General features: G+C 37.0%; 20 protein-coding genes and 1 riboswitch. Of the genes, 4 read left to right on the forward strand and 16 right to left on the reverse strand.

The features are described from left to right. Positions 1 to 7 precede the first annotated feature (7 nt). Positions 8 to 1,078, reverse strand: coding sequence for a D-alanine--D-alanine ligase (locus tag C7N65_RS09830; protein ID WP_105994304.1), 1,071 nt, complete (start codon positions 1,076 to 1,078; stop codon positions 8 to 10). A 243-nt stretch (positions 1,079 to 1,321) separates the two neighbouring features. Between C7N65_RS09830 and C7N65_RS09835 the strand changes: the two genes are divergently transcribed. Beyond that, positions 1,322 to 2,530 (forward strand): FtsW/RodA/SpoVE family cell cycle protein, encoded by a 1,209-nt coding sequence (locus C7N65_RS09835; RefSeq protein ID WP_105994305.1) that lies wholly within the window; start codon positions 1,322 to 1,324, stop codon positions 2,528 to 2,530. Between the two features lie 68 nt (positions 2,531 to 2,598). Here C7N65_RS09835 and C7N65_RS12620 read toward each other — a convergent pair whose 3' ends face one another. From C7N65_RS12620 to csoR, 5 genes are all read right to left on the reverse strand, one after another. Further along, entirely contained in the window at positions 2,599 to 2,739 is a 141-nt protein-coding gene (locus C7N65_RS12620; RefSeq protein ID WP_023016106.1) for an Lmo0850 family protein, read from the reverse strand. 74 nt (positions 2,740 to 2,813) lie between these two features. Further along, entirely contained in the window at positions 2,814 to 5,012 is a 2,199-nt protein-coding gene (locus C7N65_RS09840; protein ID WP_234019079.1) for a heavy metal translocating P-type ATPase, read from the reverse strand. A gap of 93 nt (positions 5,013 to 5,105) precedes the next feature. Then, the gene (locus C7N65_RS12735) at positions 5,106 to 5,312 is read right to left on the reverse strand and encodes a copper ion binding protein (RefSeq protein ID WP_114602959.1); all 207 of its coding nucleotides are present in this window, start codon (positions 5,310 to 5,312) and stop codon (positions 5,106 to 5,108) included. Positions 5,313 to 5,331: 19 nt separating this feature from the next. Continuing rightward, positions 5,332 to 5,538 (reverse strand): putative copper chaperone CsoZ, encoded by a 207-nt coding sequence (gene csoZ / locus C7N65_RS09845; protein WP_105994306.1) that lies wholly within the window; start codon positions 5,536 to 5,538, stop codon positions 5,332 to 5,334. Between the two features lie 14 nt (positions 5,539 to 5,552). Further along, positions 5,553 to 5,846, reverse strand: a complete 294-nt coding sequence (gene csoR / locus C7N65_RS09850) for a copper-sensing transcriptional repressor CsoR (protein ID WP_105994307.1) — start codon at positions 5,844 to 5,846, stop codon at positions 5,553 to 5,555. Between the two features lie 162 nt (positions 5,847 to 6,008). Here csoR and cls point away from each other — a divergent pair, with 162 nt between their 5' ends. Then, on the forward strand, positions 6,009 to 7,490 hold the full coding sequence (gene cls / locus C7N65_RS09855; RefSeq protein WP_105994308.1) for a cardiolipin synthase: 1,482 nt from the start codon (positions 6,009 to 6,011) through the stop codon (positions 7,488 to 7,490). A 22-nt stretch (positions 7,491 to 7,512) separates the two neighbouring features. Further along, positions 7,513 to 8,172, forward strand: a complete 660-nt coding sequence (locus tag C7N65_RS09860; RefSeq protein ID WP_105994309.1) for an HD domain-containing protein — start codon at positions 7,513 to 7,515, stop codon at positions 8,170 to 8,172. Between the two features lie 58 nt (positions 8,173 to 8,230). Here C7N65_RS09860 and C7N65_RS09865 read toward each other — a convergent pair whose 3' ends face one another. The 9 genes from C7N65_RS09865 to C7N65_RS09905 form a co-directional block, all read right to left on the reverse strand. Beyond that, positions 8,231 to 8,743 (reverse strand): GNAT family N-acetyltransferase, encoded by a 513-nt coding sequence (locus C7N65_RS09865; protein ID WP_105994310.1) that lies wholly within the window; start codon positions 8,741 to 8,743, stop codon positions 8,231 to 8,233. A gap of 107 nt (positions 8,744 to 8,850) precedes the next feature. Further along, positions 8,851 to 9,726 carry a membrane protein insertase YidC gene (gene yidC, locus C7N65_RS09870; protein ID WP_105994311.1) on the reverse strand — a complete coding sequence of 292 codons (876 nt, stop codon included), beginning with the start codon at positions 9,724 to 9,726 and terminating at the stop codon, positions 8,851 to 8,853. Positions 9,727 to 9,814: 88 nt separating this feature from the next. Further along, entirely contained in the window at positions 9,815 to 10,453 is a 639-nt protein-coding gene (gene thiE / locus C7N65_RS09875) for a thiamine phosphate synthase (RefSeq protein WP_105994312.1), read from the reverse strand. 1 nt (position 10,454) lies between these two features. After that, positions 10,455 to 11,249, reverse strand: coding sequence for a hydroxyethylthiazole kinase (gene thiM / locus C7N65_RS09880; protein ID WP_105994313.1), 795 nt, complete (start codon positions 11,247 to 11,249; stop codon positions 10,455 to 10,457). Continuing rightward, positions 11,242 to 12,063, reverse strand: a complete 822-nt coding sequence (gene thiD, locus C7N65_RS09885) for a bifunctional hydroxymethylpyrimidine kinase/phosphomethylpyrimidine kinase (RefSeq protein ID WP_105994314.1) — start codon at positions 12,061 to 12,063, stop codon at positions 11,242 to 11,244. The genes thiM and thiD overlap by 8 nt, the downstream gene beginning before the upstream one ends. Next, complete coding sequence (gene tenA, locus C7N65_RS09890) at positions 12,060 to 12,761, reverse strand: thiaminase II (RefSeq protein ID WP_415918796.1); 702 nt, start codon at positions 12,759 to 12,761, stop codon at positions 12,060 to 12,062. The genes thiD and tenA overlap by 4 nt, the downstream gene beginning before the upstream one ends. Positions 12,762 to 12,820: 59 nt before the next feature. Beyond that, positions 12,821 to 12,919: riboswitch (TPP riboswitch) on the reverse strand. Between the two features lie 136 nt (positions 12,920 to 13,055). Then, on the reverse strand, positions 13,056 to 13,811 hold the full coding sequence (locus C7N65_RS12855) for a LysM peptidoglycan-binding domain-containing protein (RefSeq protein ID WP_105994316.1): 756 nt from the start codon (positions 13,809 to 13,811) through the stop codon (positions 13,056 to 13,058). 209 nt (positions 13,812 to 14,020) lie between these two features. Further along, positions 14,021 to 14,707: a transglycosylase family protein gene (locus C7N65_RS09900; protein ID WP_105994317.1), complete on the reverse strand. Its 687-nt coding sequence runs from the start codon at positions 14,705 to 14,707 to the stop codon at positions 14,021 to 14,023. 711 nt (positions 14,708 to 15,418) lie between these two features. After that, positions 15,419 to 15,805 carry a single-stranded DNA-binding protein gene (locus tag C7N65_RS09905; RefSeq protein WP_105994318.1) on the reverse strand — a complete coding sequence of 129 codons (387 nt, stop codon included), beginning with the start codon at positions 15,803 to 15,805 and terminating at the stop codon, positions 15,419 to 15,421. A 185-nt stretch (positions 15,806 to 15,990) separates the two neighbouring features. Here C7N65_RS09905 and C7N65_RS09910 point away from each other — a divergent pair, with 185 nt between their 5' ends. Next, positions 15,991 to 16,428 carry a YwpF family protein gene (locus C7N65_RS09910; RefSeq protein WP_105994319.1) on the forward strand — a complete coding sequence of 146 codons (438 nt, stop codon included), beginning with the start codon at positions 15,991 to 15,993 and terminating at the stop codon, positions 16,426 to 16,428. Between the two features lie 78 nt (positions 16,429 to 16,506). Here the strand turns inward: C7N65_RS09910 and fabZ are convergent, their stop codons facing one another. Beyond that, the gene (gene fabZ, locus C7N65_RS09915) at positions 16,507 to 16,944 is read right to left on the reverse strand and encodes a 3-hydroxyacyl-ACP dehydratase FabZ (protein WP_105994320.1); all 438 of its coding nucleotides are present in this window, start codon (positions 16,942 to 16,944) and stop codon (positions 16,507 to 16,509) included. Between the last annotated feature and the right edge of the window lie 2 nt (positions 16,945 to 16,946).

Raw genomic sequence — 16,946 nt, forward strand, 5'->3', positions numbered from 1 at the left:
CACTACCTTAATCAATTTTATATTTGTTCTTTTGTTTTTCAACATGTTTCTCTTTCGCAAGTTCAATCAGTTTCGTAATCAAGTCAGCATAGGATAAGCCCATACCTTCCCATAAACTTGGATACATACTGTATTTTGTAAATCCAGGCATAGCATTCGTTTCATTAATATAAATTTGGTTGTCTTCAGTCACGAAGAAGTCTGCACGCAATAAACCAGCACAGTCAGTTGCTTTAAAGGCTTCAACTGCCATATTTCTTAATGTTGTGCTGACTTCCGGATCTAGTTTTGCCGGAATAGAAAGCTGGATATTGCCGTCTAAGTACTTAGATTTATAATCGTAGAAAGCAACATCTTTAATAACCTCTCCAGGTTCTGTAGTTTCAGGATAGTCATTGCCTAATACAGCAACTTCGATTTCACGTGCTACAACACCTTGCTCGATTACAAGCTTTCTGTCGAATTGGAAGGCTTCTTCGATACCTGCTTTTAATTCTTCTTCATTATTACATTTGCTGATACCTACACTTGAACCTAAGTTTGCTGGTTTTACAAAGACTGGGTACTCTAATTTATCATGGACAAGTTTTAAGATATTGCTTTGATATTTTTCATACTCGCTGCGTAAAAAGCTGACATATGGAAGCTGCGGCAGCCCTCTATGTGCAAAAAGCTGCTTCATTACTAGTTTGTCCATTGTGCTTGATGCAGCAAGTACGCCGTTGCCGACATACGGTAAATCCAATACTTCAAACAGACCTTGGATAGTTCCATCTTCACCATTTGGTCCATGCAATAACGGGAACACTGCTGAATATGGCTGTCCAGAGCTGCTGTTTGTAAGCAAGCTTGAAATTTCACCTTCTTCTACATCTTCTAGGCGTAAAGTTTCAGTATCTTCAATGCTTTCTGTGATATTATCTTTCTTCTTCCAAGAACCGTCATTTGTAATGTAAATGATGTCTACTTGGTAATCATCTTTATTGATAGCATTTAATACATTTTGCGCAGTCAAAATCGAAACATCATGTTCTGCACTCTTTCCACCATAAATGATACATATATTTTCTTTAGCCATGTTCTTTCCTCCAAACGCATTATTAAACTTTATTTTATCACGATTGCCTCACTTATTGCATGTCAAAGCTGAGAAAGAAAATTCACAATTTCATGAAACGGTATATAATAGGAAATAGCTACAGGTAAAACATTAAATATGCTATAGTTTTTCATAGAGAGAAATAATATAGGCAGAGCGGTTACAAGCGGCTTGTCATCTTTTCTGCCGATGTGAAATTGTGGATTAAAGGAGATCTAATATATGAAAGCTTCACGTCAACAACCTAGTAAATCATGGTTACGGCGCATTGACTGGGTTTTAATTGCCATCTTGCTGATATTTGCAGCGATCAGTATTTTATTTATTCAATCCGCTATGGGCGGCGGTCAATATAGTGCGAACTTCAGTATCAAACAAATTATCTATTACATATTCGGGTTTATTATCGCACTGGGGATTATGGTTGTTTCGCCTAAAAGGATTATGAAATATACGTATACTTTATACGGCATTTTATGCTTTTTGCTTATTGTTTTGCTGATTATGCCGGAAACGGCTGTTACGCCGACAATCAACGGCGCAAAAAGCTGGTATAGTTTAGGTCCGATCAGTATTCAGCCATCTGAATTTATGAAAATCGTCTTGATTTTAATGCTGGCTAAAATCGTATCACGACATAACAAATACACATTCAATAAATCATTAGAAACAGACTTCAAGCTGTTCTTCAAATTGCTTGTGGTTTCTGGTATTCCTATGATATTGATTTTCCTTCAAAATGACTTGGGAACTACATTGGTTTGTCTAGCTATTGTCGTCGGTGTACTGATTGTCAGCGGTATATCTTGGAAAATCTTGGCACCTATCTTTTTAACAATTTTATCTATCGGTGCTTTCTTTATTCTATCTATTATCTTTAAACCATCATTAATTGAAAATGGGTTTGGAATTAAAACATATCAATTAGGACGTATTGCTTCATGGTTAGATCCTTATTCTTATAGTTCAGGCGATGGTTACCATTTAACTGAATCGCTTAAAGCCATCGGTTCTGGTCAATTATTCGGCAAGGGATTGAATCATGGTGAAGTCTACATCCCTGAAAACCATACCGACTTTATCTTTTCAGTTGTCGGTGAAGAATTCGGCTTTATCGGAGCAGTGGTACTGATTATTCTATTCATTGTATTAATGTTCCACCTTGTACGTTTAGCTACGAAAAATACTGTGATTTATAATAAGATTTATATCATCGGCTTTATGACACTTGTATTATTCCATGCAGTACAGAATATGGGTATGACAATACAACTCTTGCCGATTACTGGGATCCCGCTTCCATTCATCAGTTACGGCGGCAGTTCTTTATGGAGCTTAATGACAGGTGTCGGTGTGATTCTATCTATTTATTATCACCAACCTGTACCTTACCAACCTGACTTCTTGCGTTCTAAATCATATAATCATTAATACACAACAAAAAACCGGTTATCGGTCGAACATTTTACAATGTCCGAATCGATAACCGGTTTTTATTCTTACTTTAATTTAGGTGTCGCAACTGATGTATTAGGCAAAGTATGCATAATTTCTAATCTTGATTTCGTTTTCTTAATATTAACACCTAGCGAAGATAACAATTGAACGACATTACGTAGTTTATCTGTATTATTATTCATTCGTGTTCACCCCATCTTCGTATTACAAATGATTGTTACTTACATTCTACCCTAAAAATTTTCCTATTACTACATTAATTTTGTAAATTCTTTTGATATTTAACCTTTTGAAGTCGTAATGCATTGAGTACGACAGAGACAGAGCTGAATGCCATTGCTGCACCAGCTACCCATGGGGCTAATAATCCGAATGCTGCAATTGGAATACCGATTGCGTTGTAACAAAATGCAAAGAATAGGTTTTGTTTGATATTTTTCATTGTTTTGCCGCTCATACCTAAAGCTACTTCCACTTTTTCGATATCTCCGCCGACAATCATAATATCGCCCGCTTCGATAGCAATATCTGATCCAGTACCCATTGCTAAACCAATATTGCTTTTAGCAAGTGCCGGCGCATCGTTGATACCATCACCAACCATCATGACATACTTGCCTTCTTCTTGAAGTTTCGTAATCTCATCTGCTTTATGATCAGGTTTGACACCTGCAATAACACGTTGAATACCAAGTTCTTCTGCGATTGCTTCTGCAGTACCTTGACTATCACCGCTCAGCATTACAATTTCATAATCAGGATTCAAGTGTTCGATTAATGCTTTCGCACTTGATTTCGGCTCATCTCTTAAAGCAATCATACCTGCAAATTGGTCATCAATTGATGCAAGAACGACTGTTGCACCTTGTTGCTGCAATGTTTCGATTTGTGCTTCTAATGCTTGATCCCATTCTTTTAAATCTGGTTGAATAAAGCTTTGCGATCCGACTTTGACAGCTTGTTGATTAATTATACCGCTGATACCGTTGCCTGGATGTGTTTGATAATTTTCTACAATTAAATTAGGCACATCTTGATAGTACTCAGTGATTGCTTGAGATAAAGGATGTTCAGATTGTACTTCCAAACTTTTCACTAGCGTACCGAATTGCTGGTTATCTGTGTTATCAATGACTTTATACACAGAAGGTTGTCCTTCTGTTAATGTTCCTGTTTTATCAAAGACAATCGTATCCACATTTTGTGTTTGTTCTAGTGCCTCTGAAGATTTGAAAAGCACACCTAGTTCAGCTGAACGTCCAGAACCTGCCATGATTGAAGTAGGTGTCGCAAGCCCTAATGCACAAGGACAAGCAATCACAATCACAGCGATAAACACTTCTAAACTTGATTGGAAATCAAGCGGTGTGACTAGACTGAACCAGATAATAAATACGACTAAGGCAATGCCTAGTACTGTTGGTACGAAGATACCTGAAATTTTATCTGCCAATCGTTGAATGTTTGGTTTTTCGCCTTGAGCTTCTTCAACAATTTTAATGATTTGATTCAAGACTAAATCATCGCCAGTGTGCGTTACTTTAACTTTAATAAAGTTGCCGTGGTTTAAAGTTGCACCGATGACTTCATCACCTGCTGCTTTATCTACAGGAATACTTTCACCTGTCAGCATCGATTCATCGATACTGGTATCCCCTTCGATAATTTCACCATCTAAAGGCACATATTCACCGCTTTTAATCAGTAAGATATCACCTTGTTTTACTTGGTCGACAGGCACTTCTACCGCTTCTCCGTCTCTTTCTACACGCGCTTCTTTCACTTGCAGCGAAAGCAGTTTATTAATCGCATCACTCGCATGTCCTTTAGCTTTTGCTTCGAAATATTTGCCCAACAGTATCAATGTAATTAATACAGCACTGGTTTCAAAATATAACGGAATATGCTGTTCGCCTGCATGGATAATCCACATATAGATACTGTAAAAGTACGCTGCCGAGGTACCTAAAGCAACGAGTACATCCATATTGGCACTTTTATTGCGCAAGGCACCATAAGCACCTTTATAGAATTGCCAACCTAAAATAAATTGGACAGGTGTTGCTAAGATGAATTGGAACCAAGGTTCAGTCATCACATGCGGCAGAGGGATAAAGCTTAAGAAACTGAAATGCCCTACCATCGTATATAACAACGGCAGTGATAATATCATCGCAATGATAAACTTCATTTTTTGACGATTCAATTCTTTTTGTTTACGTTGTTGCGCTTGGTCTGCCGTTTCTATAGCAATCGGTTCATAACCTAATTGTTTCACTTTCTCGAAGATTTGCTGAATATCGACGTTATCTTTATCAAAAGCAACAGATGCTTTTTCAGTCACAAGGTTGACGTTAGCTTGGTCAATCCCTTCCGTACGACTGAGTACCCGCTCAATACGTGCAGAACAAGCAGCACAGGTCATACCTGAAATTTTAAACTCTGCTTTTTCCATTATTAATCCACTCCTATACCCTATAGAGGTATATTATTTTTTGAAAAAATGAGGCTCAGTTACATCCATAACTTAAGCCTCTATTCACCTTTATTATTTTACAACATCGTAACCTGCATCATAAATTGCTGATTCTACTTGAGATAACACTGCATCGTCACCATTATATGCAACATCTACAGTATTTGCATCAGGATTTGCGTCGACTTTATCTACGCCTTCTACTTTACCTACTGCATCCTCTACTGCTGCTTTACAATGTCCGCAACTCATACCTTCTACTTTTAATTGTTTTTCCATAATAGAACACTCCTTACCATTAATTTAATATTTGATAACCTTGATCGTAAATTTCTTTCTCTAAGTTATTCAGACTGATAGGTGTTTTAAAGCTTGCTTTTACTTCATTCGTATCAAGATCAACTTGTACTTCATAAACACCAATCATCGCTTCAAGATGTTCTTTCAGCATTTCTTGCTGTTCTATCGTTTCCATTCCGCTGATGCGAATCACACTAGTTTGCATGATAAACTCCTTTATTAATCTTTAATTAATTTTTGGACGGTCACAAGCAATTCTTCCATTGCTTCTTCAGGGTTGCCATCATCCACTTTGTGCATAATACAACCTTTCATGTGATGATCTAGCAATCTGACCGCTACACTGTTCAACGCAGAACGTGTTGCTCTGATTTGTGTCAATACATCATCGCAGTAGACATCTTCATCTATCATACGATTAATGGCTCTGACTTGGCCTTCAATACGATTAAGACGTGCTTTAAGGTTGGATTTAATTTGTTCTGAATGATGTGCTTTATCAACTTGAGCCATATCATAACCTCCCCGTCCTAGTTTTGCTTTCACATTTATCATATACCCTATATAGGTATATGTCAAACTATGTCGTATCTATCACCGCTGTGTTACAATTAGTTCATTATCAGTTGATACAAACTTACAAATACTGCTGGTAAATGATGTGGAGGTTACATTATGTATAATTTTGATTTCGTACCCTATCAAGCGAACTTAGCCATTAATATTATCTTGATAGCGTGCTTTGTATTAAACCTTATCTTCGCATTTACTATTATTTTTATGGAAAGAAGATCAGCAGGTTCGATTTGGGCATGGATTCTAGTACTTGTATTTCTGCCTGTAATTGGATTCATTCTCTATTTACTGCTCGGCCGTCAAATCCAAAAAGATCATATCTTCTCATTAGACGAAGAAGATCGAATTGGTTTAGAGGCGATTGTCAATGAACAATTAGAGGCATTAAAGACATCTGAATTCTCTAAAGGGAACCATGAAATCGTTAAACACAAATCAATGGTACAAATGTTGTTGTACAATAACTCCGCATTCTTGACTACAGACAACGAAATGACCATTTTTACAGATGGCCATGAAAAGTTTGATGCATTAATTAAAGATATCGAGAATGCCAAAGATTACATCCATATCGAATATTACATATTCAGAAACGATAAGCTCGGAAAACGCATTTTACAAGCTTTAGAAAACAAACTGAATGAGGGCTTAGAAGTGAAGATGCTGTATGACGACATGGGTTCCAGAGGTTTAACATTGAAAGACTTTGATGAATTCCGACGTAAAGGCGGACAAGTAGAATCTTTCTTCCCTTCTAAACTGCCTTTGATAAACTTCCGTCTCAATAACAGAAATCACCGTAAAATAGTAGTAATCGACGGCACAATCGGCTATGTCGGCGGCTTTAATGTCGGAAAAGAATATTTAGGTTTATCTAAACGTTTCGGTTACTGGAGAGATACGCATTTAAGAATTGTAGGAGATGCGGTCAACGCTTTGCAGCTGCGTTTTATATTAGACTGGAACTCGCAAGCAAAACGTGACAATATCACGTATTCAGATCGCTACTTCCCTGATATTGATACAGGCAGTTCCATAGGGGTGCAGATTGCATCCAGCGGTCCAGACGAAGAATGGGAACAAATTAAATACGGTTACTTGAAAATGATTACTTCAGCGAAGAAATCTATTCAAATTCAGTCCCCTTACTTTATTCCAGACCAAGCCTTTATGGATGCTGTGTCTATTGCAGCGCTCGGCGGTGTTGACGTTACCATTATGATTCCGAACAAACCGGATCATCCTTTCGTCTTCTTTGCAACATTAAAAAACGTAGCATCACTGCTTGCTTCTGGGGTAAAAGTATATCATTACGACAACGGCTTCTTGCATTCGAAAATGATGATTATTGATGATGAAGTCGCAAGTGTCGGTACCGCGAATATGGACCACAGAAGCTTTACACTGAATTTTGAAATCAATGCGTTTATTTATGATAAACAAATTGCTATGCAATTACGTGATCAATTCGACAGAGATTTAGAGCTCTCTTCTGAACTAACACAAGAACGTTATAGCCAGCGCAGTCTTTGGGTAAAATTCAAAGAAGCTATCGCGAATTTGATTTCACCTATTTTATAAACCAAAAGGAGTATGACCTAGAATGAATCAATATCAACAATTAAAAGCAGCTGAAACTTATATGCGAGACTTCCATGAATCAGACAGTTCAGGCCATGATATTGCGCATGTAATGCGTGTCGTACGTATGGCATTATTCATCTCTGAACAAGAAGGTTACGGCAATCCTTTTATCATACAAATGGCAGCTTTATTGCATGACACAGTTGATACTAAACTCACAGATGAAACAACAGCGCTATCTGACCTTCAATCCTTTTTAAACCGTATTGAAGTAAAAGAGAGTCTTCAGCAGAAAATCTTAGACATTATTTTAAATATCAGTTACCGAAACGGTACTAATGAACATAAACAGCTTTCTCCTGAAGGCTATATTGTCAAAGATGCAGATCGCTTAGATGCCATCGGTGCAATCGGTATTGCACGTACTTTCCAATTTGCCGGCCACTTTAATGAACCGATGTGGGAAGGCACAGTACCTGATGATATCAGTCCAGACCAAACGCTAAAAGGCTACAATCCTTCAGCCATCAAACACTTTTATGACAAACTCTTTAAATTAAAAGATTTGATGCACACTGAAACTGCCAGCTACTTAGCTCAGCGCAGACATCAGTTAATGGAACAATTTGTCAAAGCTTTCTTTGAAGAATGGGACTTTGGCAATGATTACGAAGTATAAATAATAATGCCCGCTGTTACGCAACGAAGCATAAAAGCGGGCATTTTTTTGTACTGTTTTATTGTAAAGAATGCGCTAATATATAATCAGTTTGTCGTTCTTCTCCCATCATGAAATCATGTTCTGTAATCTTTTTAAAACCGAGATGCTCGTAAAATCCGATGGCTTGCGTATTTTTCTCCCAAACCCCCAACCAAATACTTTTCTTGCCTTCTTCAACCGCAAACTTAATCGCAAAGTTCAATAATTTCTTGCCATAACCGTAACGTTGATAGTTCTTTAAAATATATAGGCGTTCGATTTCAATAGAATCCGATGCGACATCTTCAGTTTGTGCACCAGGTCCATTCATTTTCAAATAGCCGACTATTTTATCATTGTCGTATAAAAAGTAAAAATAAGAATGCGGGTCTTCAAGTTCACTGCGCAATTGTTCTTCAGTAAAAGATGAATCTAAATATGCTTTTAAATTCTCAGGCTGGTTCATTTCTCTGAAAGTATCGTCAAAAGTTCGATAACTGATGATTTGCAGTTCCTTTATATCTTCGGTTGTTACTGATTTAATTTCCATTGGTTATATACCTCCAATTAGATAGCGCTTTACTTGTCTATTCCCTAATTGTGTTATCTTAAAGAAAAAAATCAGCTGCGAATCGCAACTGATTTTCTCAATTCATATTACTTTTTCTTTTTGTTTTTCTTGCCTATTACTTGTGCGCCTTTGTTTTTGCCTTTTCCATCTTTGCCGTATTTCTCTTCATACGCTCTAATCATAGGTGCAACTTCTTCTTTTGCTTTCTTAGAGTAGTACGCATTTGCGACATATGTTTGAACAATCAAGAATGCGGCACTGACTGACCAGTATAAACCTAATGCCGAAGCTGAACTTAATGAAACCCAAACGATCATAATCGGTGAAATAATCATCATCATGTAACTCATTTGTTTTTGTTCAGGCGGCATACTGAATGTTGAAACATAAGCTTGTAAGAAATAAAGCACGCCGGCAATAATTGTAATCCAAATATCTGGTTTAGCTAAGTTGAACCATAAGAAATCCGGATGTTCTGTAATTCCGCCCGGTGACGGATATTTCAATACGAAGAATAATCCCATGATGACCGGCATTTGGATCAACATCGGCAAACATCCAAGCATACTTTGCATTGGATTCATGTCGTATTTTTTATAAACTTCCATCATTTCTTGGTTAGCAGCCATTTTATCTTCTTGTGTACGTGCACGTTTAACTTTTTCTTTTACTGCATCCATATCTGGTTTTGCGATAATCATTTTTTCACGCATTAAATGACTATTCTTATAGTTAGAAAGCATGAATGGCAGAACGATAATACGGATTGCTAAAACTAAGACGATAATCGCTAATCCATAATCGTTATTGAAACTAGAGCCTAGCCAGTGGATAACGTTATCCATGTTTTTTACAAATGTATTATAGAAGAAACCTGTTCTGTTCTCAGGTTTAGAATAATCACACCCTGCAAGAAACACCATAACCCCAAGTAGCAAAGGCAATAATGCTTTTTTATTCATTTTTCCACCTCTATTGGTATTATTCACATAAAAATAATTTTATCACATTCTATGAGGTGTAGAAAACAAAAACATAAAATTAACAGCATTATTTAAAATATTGTAAGAAATTTTGGACGGTTGCTTGAATATCTGAACTTTGTGCAATGGCAGAAATCACAGAAACACCTTGTGCATGTGTTTTGGCAACTTGAGCAGCATTCTCCATCGAAATTCCGCCTATCGCAACAATCGGCACACCTTTTGTAGCCTTATGCAGAATTTCAATCATTTCTGTACCGACTGGAGCACTAGCATCTGCTTTTGAACCTGTTTTAAAGATAGGTCCGACACCGATATAATCGATATCAGTCAAATCTGATTGTGCTAATTCTGCTTCGTTCCCTACACTTAAACCGATAATTTTACCATTGAATTGATTTTTAAACGAAGCAACAGAAGCATCATCTTGCCCAACGTGAATACCATCTGCATCAATAGCTTCGGCTAATACTACATCATCATTGACAATAAACGGTACATCATAGTCATGACATAATGCTTGAAGCTTGCGTGCTAACGCTGTTTTTTCTTCTCCTGTTTTCGCATTTGGTCCTTTTTCTCTGAATTGGAATAAAGTAATACCGCCTTCTAAAGCTGCTTTAAGTACTTCTTCAATCGTTTTGCCTTCAGGCACATCTTGTGTCCCGCAAATAAAGTAAACTTTTAAATCTTCAGGTTGAAACATCTTATTGCACCTCTTGTACTTTGCTGTTTTGAACCACCGCATCATGATCAATACGATATAACGCATCAATAAATTGAACTAAGAAAGTACCTGGCCCTTTCGTTTCGCTCAATTGTTCTGCACGTTCTGCCGCAACATTATATACAGAAACCGCTTCTGCCAAATCATCAATGTCAGGATTTTCATTTCTGAATAAGAATGCGCCTACCACAGCACCTAACAAGCAGCCTGCACCCGTAATTTGTGTTAAAAAGCGTGAACCGTTATTGAGTTTTATTACTTTGTTGTTATGTGCAATAACATCTGTTTCGCCTGTTAACACAATCGCTGTTTTGTACTGTTCATGTGCTTTCTCAGCAATGCTGACTACATCTAAACTTTCGTCACTGTCTGTCCCTTTCATTGTAGTCGTTTCATCAATTAAAGTTAAAATTTCTGAAGCATTGCCTTTAATGACTGTAGGGCGAATCTTTTGCAAGAAATATTTGCAGAAATTTTTTCTGTATTGTGATGCGCCGACTGCGACCGGGTCAAAGACTAAAGGTGTGTTTGTTTCATTCGCAATTTTGCCTACTGATAACATAGCATGTTCTGTATCTTTCGTCAGTGTTCCAATATTAATCAATACCGCACCTGCATGCGGATAAAAATCTTTGGCTTCTTGCGGTGCTTCACTCATAGCAGGACTCGCTCCTAAGCTCAGCAGACCATTTGCGGTAAAGTTCTTAACGACATCATTTGTAAAGCAAATCACTAATGGATGTTCTGATCTGATTCTATCTAAAATGTTACTCATCATCTAAACCTACTTTCTTCATATAAGCAAAATGGTTCACAGGACCTCTGCCTTGGCCGATTTCAGGTGTATATTTAATACTTAAAGCAATAAAGTCTTTGGCTTTTTTCACAGCATCGTAAATAGATTTTCCTTTTGCTAATTCTGCTGCGATAACTGCTGAGAATGTGCAGCCTGTACCATGTGTATGCTTCGTATCATAGCGTTCGCTTTCAAAGACCTCTAATCCTTCTTTGGTGAATAGATAATCTTTTGCGATTGCATCATTTTCAATATGTCCGCCTTTAATCACAACACCTTTGCATCCGATATCTTCAATAAAGACTTTTCCTGCTTTTTTAATTGCTTCTTCATTGTCTAGTTTGAAGCCGACAATTTCTTCTGCTTCAGGCAAATTCGGTGTCGCAACATCTGCCAGCGGCAATAAAATACTTTGCAGTGCATGTTTGCCTTTGTCATCCATTAAAGCGTCTCCGCTTTTTGCCAGCATTACCGGATCAATAACATATGGAATGTCAGGATGCTGCTCTAAAAAGCTGCGGATTAATTCCATCATTTCTTTGGTCGCAATCATCCCTGTTTTAATCGCTTGCGGCAACTCATCATCAAAGACACTGTCGAGTTGTTCTTTAAGCCAAGTAATGTCTAAGTTATGAATATGCTGAACGCCTTTAGTATTTTGTGCCACGATACTTGTAATAGCTGCCATTCCGTATACGCCGCATGCATGAAATGATTTCAAGTCTGCCATGACACCTCCGCCGCCTGTCGGGTCAGTACCCGCAATTGTTAATGCTATTTTTGGTTTATTCATACTCTTGTTCCTCCAAATTTCCATTTTTCGCTTGTATAGGCCATGTTAAAGAAGTTGCGTTCATGGACTGTACTTTGAAGATAGTTATCTCTGACTTCTTGTTTTTCGTGTTCTGTCATGTTTTGTGTCAATGTATTCATCAGCTGATTCAAAACATCGATTAACGGATCCATCTCAGTTTGATAAAATTCAAACCATTTTGCTAAAACAGAATCTTTGTTTAGCGAAGCATCTTGCATTGCACGTTTGGCAACTTCTGCGTAGACGTAAGGACAAGGTGCCATAGCCGCAATCGCATATGCCGCATTTTCATGTGCATAAACGTTGTAATACATATGTTTAATATAGTGGTCTCCGCTTGGCGGCCAAACCTTCTCTTGTACTATTTCTTTATAAGGTTCTCCGACATACTCTGCCATAAACTCATGTGCTTCCACTTCACCATTGACGATGAATTGAATTTGTTCGACTAAGAAGCGTACATTTTCTAAGTCAGGCATTTTTGGAATTAATAAAGCATAGATATTAGCAAACTCTCTTAAATAAGATGCATCTGCTCTTAGATATTGTCTAAGCGCTTCTTTATCTATTTGTGCTTTCAGTAAATCTTGAATGAAACCATCGTGATAGATTTCATCAATAATGGGTTGTGCATCTCTTTCTAATGTTTCAGCAAATGTCACTTTTAATTCCTCCATAAAAAAACTGCTTTCCTGAGACAGAAAAGCAGTTCATACTTTTAGAATTATAGCGTTCTTTTATATGGCCACTACTTTCCTACGTTGGTATTAACCAAATCAGGTTTTAAGGGTCTAGTATTACTATCTCAGCCTTTACGGCGCCCCCAGCAGTTTTATTAAATTTGTCTTTACAAACTAAACATATCAAAGCAGCTCCATCGTTGCAATATTTATGATTCACGAAAAAAGCCGAGACGATTGTCCCGGCTTTATATATTCTATGAAATTAATTTCAATATTATGATTGAAGTATTAGAAGCCCCAAGCACCTAAACCTTGTGCATTGTATGCTCTAACTGCTGAGTTGATTTGATCGTCAACACTTGAAGTTGAACCCCAACCTGGCATTGTTTGGAATAAACCTGAAGCACCTGATGGGTTGTATGCATTAACTTGACCATTTGATTCACGTGCAATGATTTGTTCCCAAACTGATGCTGATACGCCAGTACGTGCTGCCATTTGGCTTGCTGCGTAAGAACCTTGAGCACCCGCAGTGTTACCGTTTGCTAATCTTACAGAACCGCCGCCATGGTATGTTGGTTGGCTGTAAGAAACTTGAGGTGCACTATAAGATTGTTGCGGTGCATTGTATGATTGTTCAGGCGCATTATTAGATTGCGCTTCAGTGTAATTATTATATGATACTGTTTGTGTATTATAGTTGTAGTTGCCTTCAGATTGAACAGCTGTTTGAGTTGTAGCTGTTTTCTTAGGTTCTTTTACTTTTAAGCTTTCATCAACTAAGATAAGATCAGATTTTTTCTTGTTCCATTTTTTTAAATCTTTAACTTCAACATCGAATTTTTTAGCGATTTTATTTAAAGTGTCACCTTTAACTACAGTGTATTCACCTTTTTCATTTAAAAACTTTTCTGCTTCTTTTACTTTTTTCGCATGTTCAGCCGGTGTAGATGATTTTGCTTGTACGTCATTTGCTTGGAATCCTGTTGCTAATACTGCTGCAGCAGCTGTCACCGCTGTTGATGCTACTAGTAATTTCTTCATGTAATATATGTCCTCCCATAAGGTGTTTGTTTAATAAGATTAATTTCTTATCTTTATACTATCATTCTTTCAATTCAGGTGGGTTACAACCATATATATATTTCGTTTCATATATTACATCTATATTACAAAAAGGCAGATTACCTCGCCTATCGGAGATAACCTACCTTGATTTATCGTTCTATATCATTATTAATAATTCGTTTGAATTATGCAGTAACCCAGTGAGATGCACCTGCGCCACCGTCATATAATTTAACAGCTGCTGCATCTTGTACTGATTCTGGAGCTGATGCTGGTGATTTACCTACCCATTCAGCTGGTGCTACTGAATCCCAAGTTGATTGTAAGAATTGGAATTTACCTGCTGCACCTGATGAAGGGTTGATAGCGTGGATGTCGCCACCTGATTCACGTTGTGCAATTGCACGTAAGTGATCATTTAAACCAACTGATGAACCAGAGCTTGCTTGTTGTTGAGGTGCTGCTTGTTGTGCTGGTGCTTGTTGTTGTGGAGCAGCTTGTTGTGCTGGTGCTTGTTGAGTTGCTGTTTGAGCTTGTGGTGCTGCTTGTTCAGCTGCAGGAGCTTCTTGTGCTGCTGGAGCTGCTTGAGTTGTAGTTTGAGCTGCTGGTGCGTTACCGCCTGCTTGACCGTAACTCCAAGTCCAGTAAGTACCGTCTGAGTTGAAGTTGAAGTCTAAACCGTTATATTCAAAGCTAATATTATAAGCGCCTTCTTGTACAGGGCTTTCATTTAATTGTTCAGGATTGTTTAAAGCTGTTTCTGCTAATTGTGCTTGATCTGCATTTCCTTGTTCAGATGCATGAGCGTTTGCTCCTACTCCTACTGCGAATAATGCTGCTGTTGCTGATGAAGCTACTAATAATTTTTTCATTTCTAAAAATCCTCCTATAAGGTAAGTGTTTTTTTCGTGTGATTAATATCATCAATTTGCAATTACAACTATAACATCTGAAATCAGGGTGTAGGTTACAGACAAATAAAAAAAACAGGCTTATTTTTACGTGTAAATTACATTAAAATAAAATAGTTAGATATCTTACTATCTCTCAAAAGACTTGTCATACCACATTATCTTTTGATTTTCATCATTTTATCATGTAATATACATGTAATCTTTCAGACAATTAAACCTCTATATTACTCTTAAATGACATAAATATTACGTTAAATATACTGAGTTTTTGATACTTATTTTAAGGTAATACCTCGGTTTATGTAAAAGAACCCTGCATAAAGTAAATTATACAGGGCTATTGTGAGTATTAATTTTAAAGAGTTGATATGGATTAAGTTGAAAGTACAAAATTTGAAGTGGAGCAAATCCAAGCATCTTTTATGCAAAGCTATGCTGTTGGACTTAATAGAATTTATATAAATAGAGTTTTGGGATGAGTTATAGGAAACTTCCTATAATAGAAAGAAGGATAGTTCTAACATCATAATGAATGTTTTTAATGAGAGGACAGCATGATAGTTTGAACAGGATATGATTTGGCAATATCATGCTAAAAAATTTTGTTGCTATTTAAGATTAGGGAATTTGGCAGTTAACTTTTTGGATTTAATAAGAATGGCTGTTCATTTAAGCATGAATTGAATCGAAACACGGGCTTGCTTCATTCTCTTCCATGATTGAATGATTAGCGGCATCATTCGGCGTTGAGATAAATTTGATAGTTTCCACAACCAGCTCCATACCGAAATGCGTTTGCTGGTCTTTCTCATATTTGTAGGAATGCATGTAGCCGGTAATTCCTACAAGCGTACCTTTAGTTGTATAGCTGGCAATATTTCGGGCAGTTTTGCCAAATGCTTTACAATTAATGTAGTCTACAGATTGTTGATTTTTACCTTGATAGTTATAATTTCTTTCAGTAGCAACGTTGAAGTATACAATGTCTGATTCCTCCTTTGCGATAATCTGAGGCTGCTTAGTTAATCTTCCTACAATTACTATCTTATTGATCATTTGTTCACCTCCTTGTTAATATCTTATTCAGATTCGGGCTTACCGTCAAAACGAAAATAATGAAAAATTATATACTGTTTATACTCATTTTTTAAGGTATCTCTCAAATATTTTCATAATTTACGCTATACTAGAGGAAGAATAAACGAATTCGCAGAATTTTAAAAAGATTGGAGTGACTTCAATTGAAAACATTTAAAGCAGTCAGATTCCAAATCGTCACTGAAAATGGCGGTGTAATAGAATATGAATTATATGATGGCGTTATAATCAATAAAGAACAAAGCGGCACTGGCTGGTTGTTGGAAATTGTAATCTCCAGCAATCATTATGACATTATGAAAGAATATATGGATGATGAAACATTATTAGATATCCGTGTTGTTATTACACGTCCTTCGAATGATCCGGCATTGTTCGATGCGACCATCAAAAACATATCATTGTATGATAATGAACGTATGTCTATTATTTTTGATTGCCACGTCTATACATTAAGACAAGTCTATGCTGAAAACTTATTAGCACAACTCGTCGACGAGGGATTTTCAGGAGAAGAACTGAAAACTACCTTCAATCGAATGATGCAATCTAAACCGCGTTTAAAAGATGAAAAAAGATAAAGTAATTCAAAATTAAAAATGCTCCCTTTACTACAAACTCTGAAAGTCTGTAATAAAGGGAGCGTTTATTTTGATTTTTTATACGTCTTGAATTGCGAAAGTCAATTCACAACTGCATGCTAATTGACCGTCTACTGTAGCTTTTGCCGTACCTTTACCGATAGGTCCGCGCATTTTTGTAATTTCAACTTCAAGCTGCAATGTATCACCCGGCACAACTTGCTTTTTAAAGCGGCATTTATCAATACCTGCAAATAAAGCAATTTTTCCTTTGTTTTGTTCGCTGTTCAAGATTGCAACTGCACCTGTTTGTGCTAATGCTTCAGTAATCAACACACCTGGCATTACCGCATATTCAGGGAAATGGCCTTGGAAGAATGGTTCGTTCCCAGAAACTTGTTTGATAGCTACGCATCGTTGTCCTTCTTCATACTCCACCACTTTATCGATTAATAAAAAAGGTTGGCGATGCGGGATGATTTCCTTGATTTGATTATAGTCAAAAATTGTTTCCATTA

The organism is Staphylococcus simulans, from assembly GCF_002994445.1.
GTDB lineage: Bacteria > Bacillota > Bacilli > Staphylococcales > Staphylococcaceae > Staphylococcus > Staphylococcus simulans_B.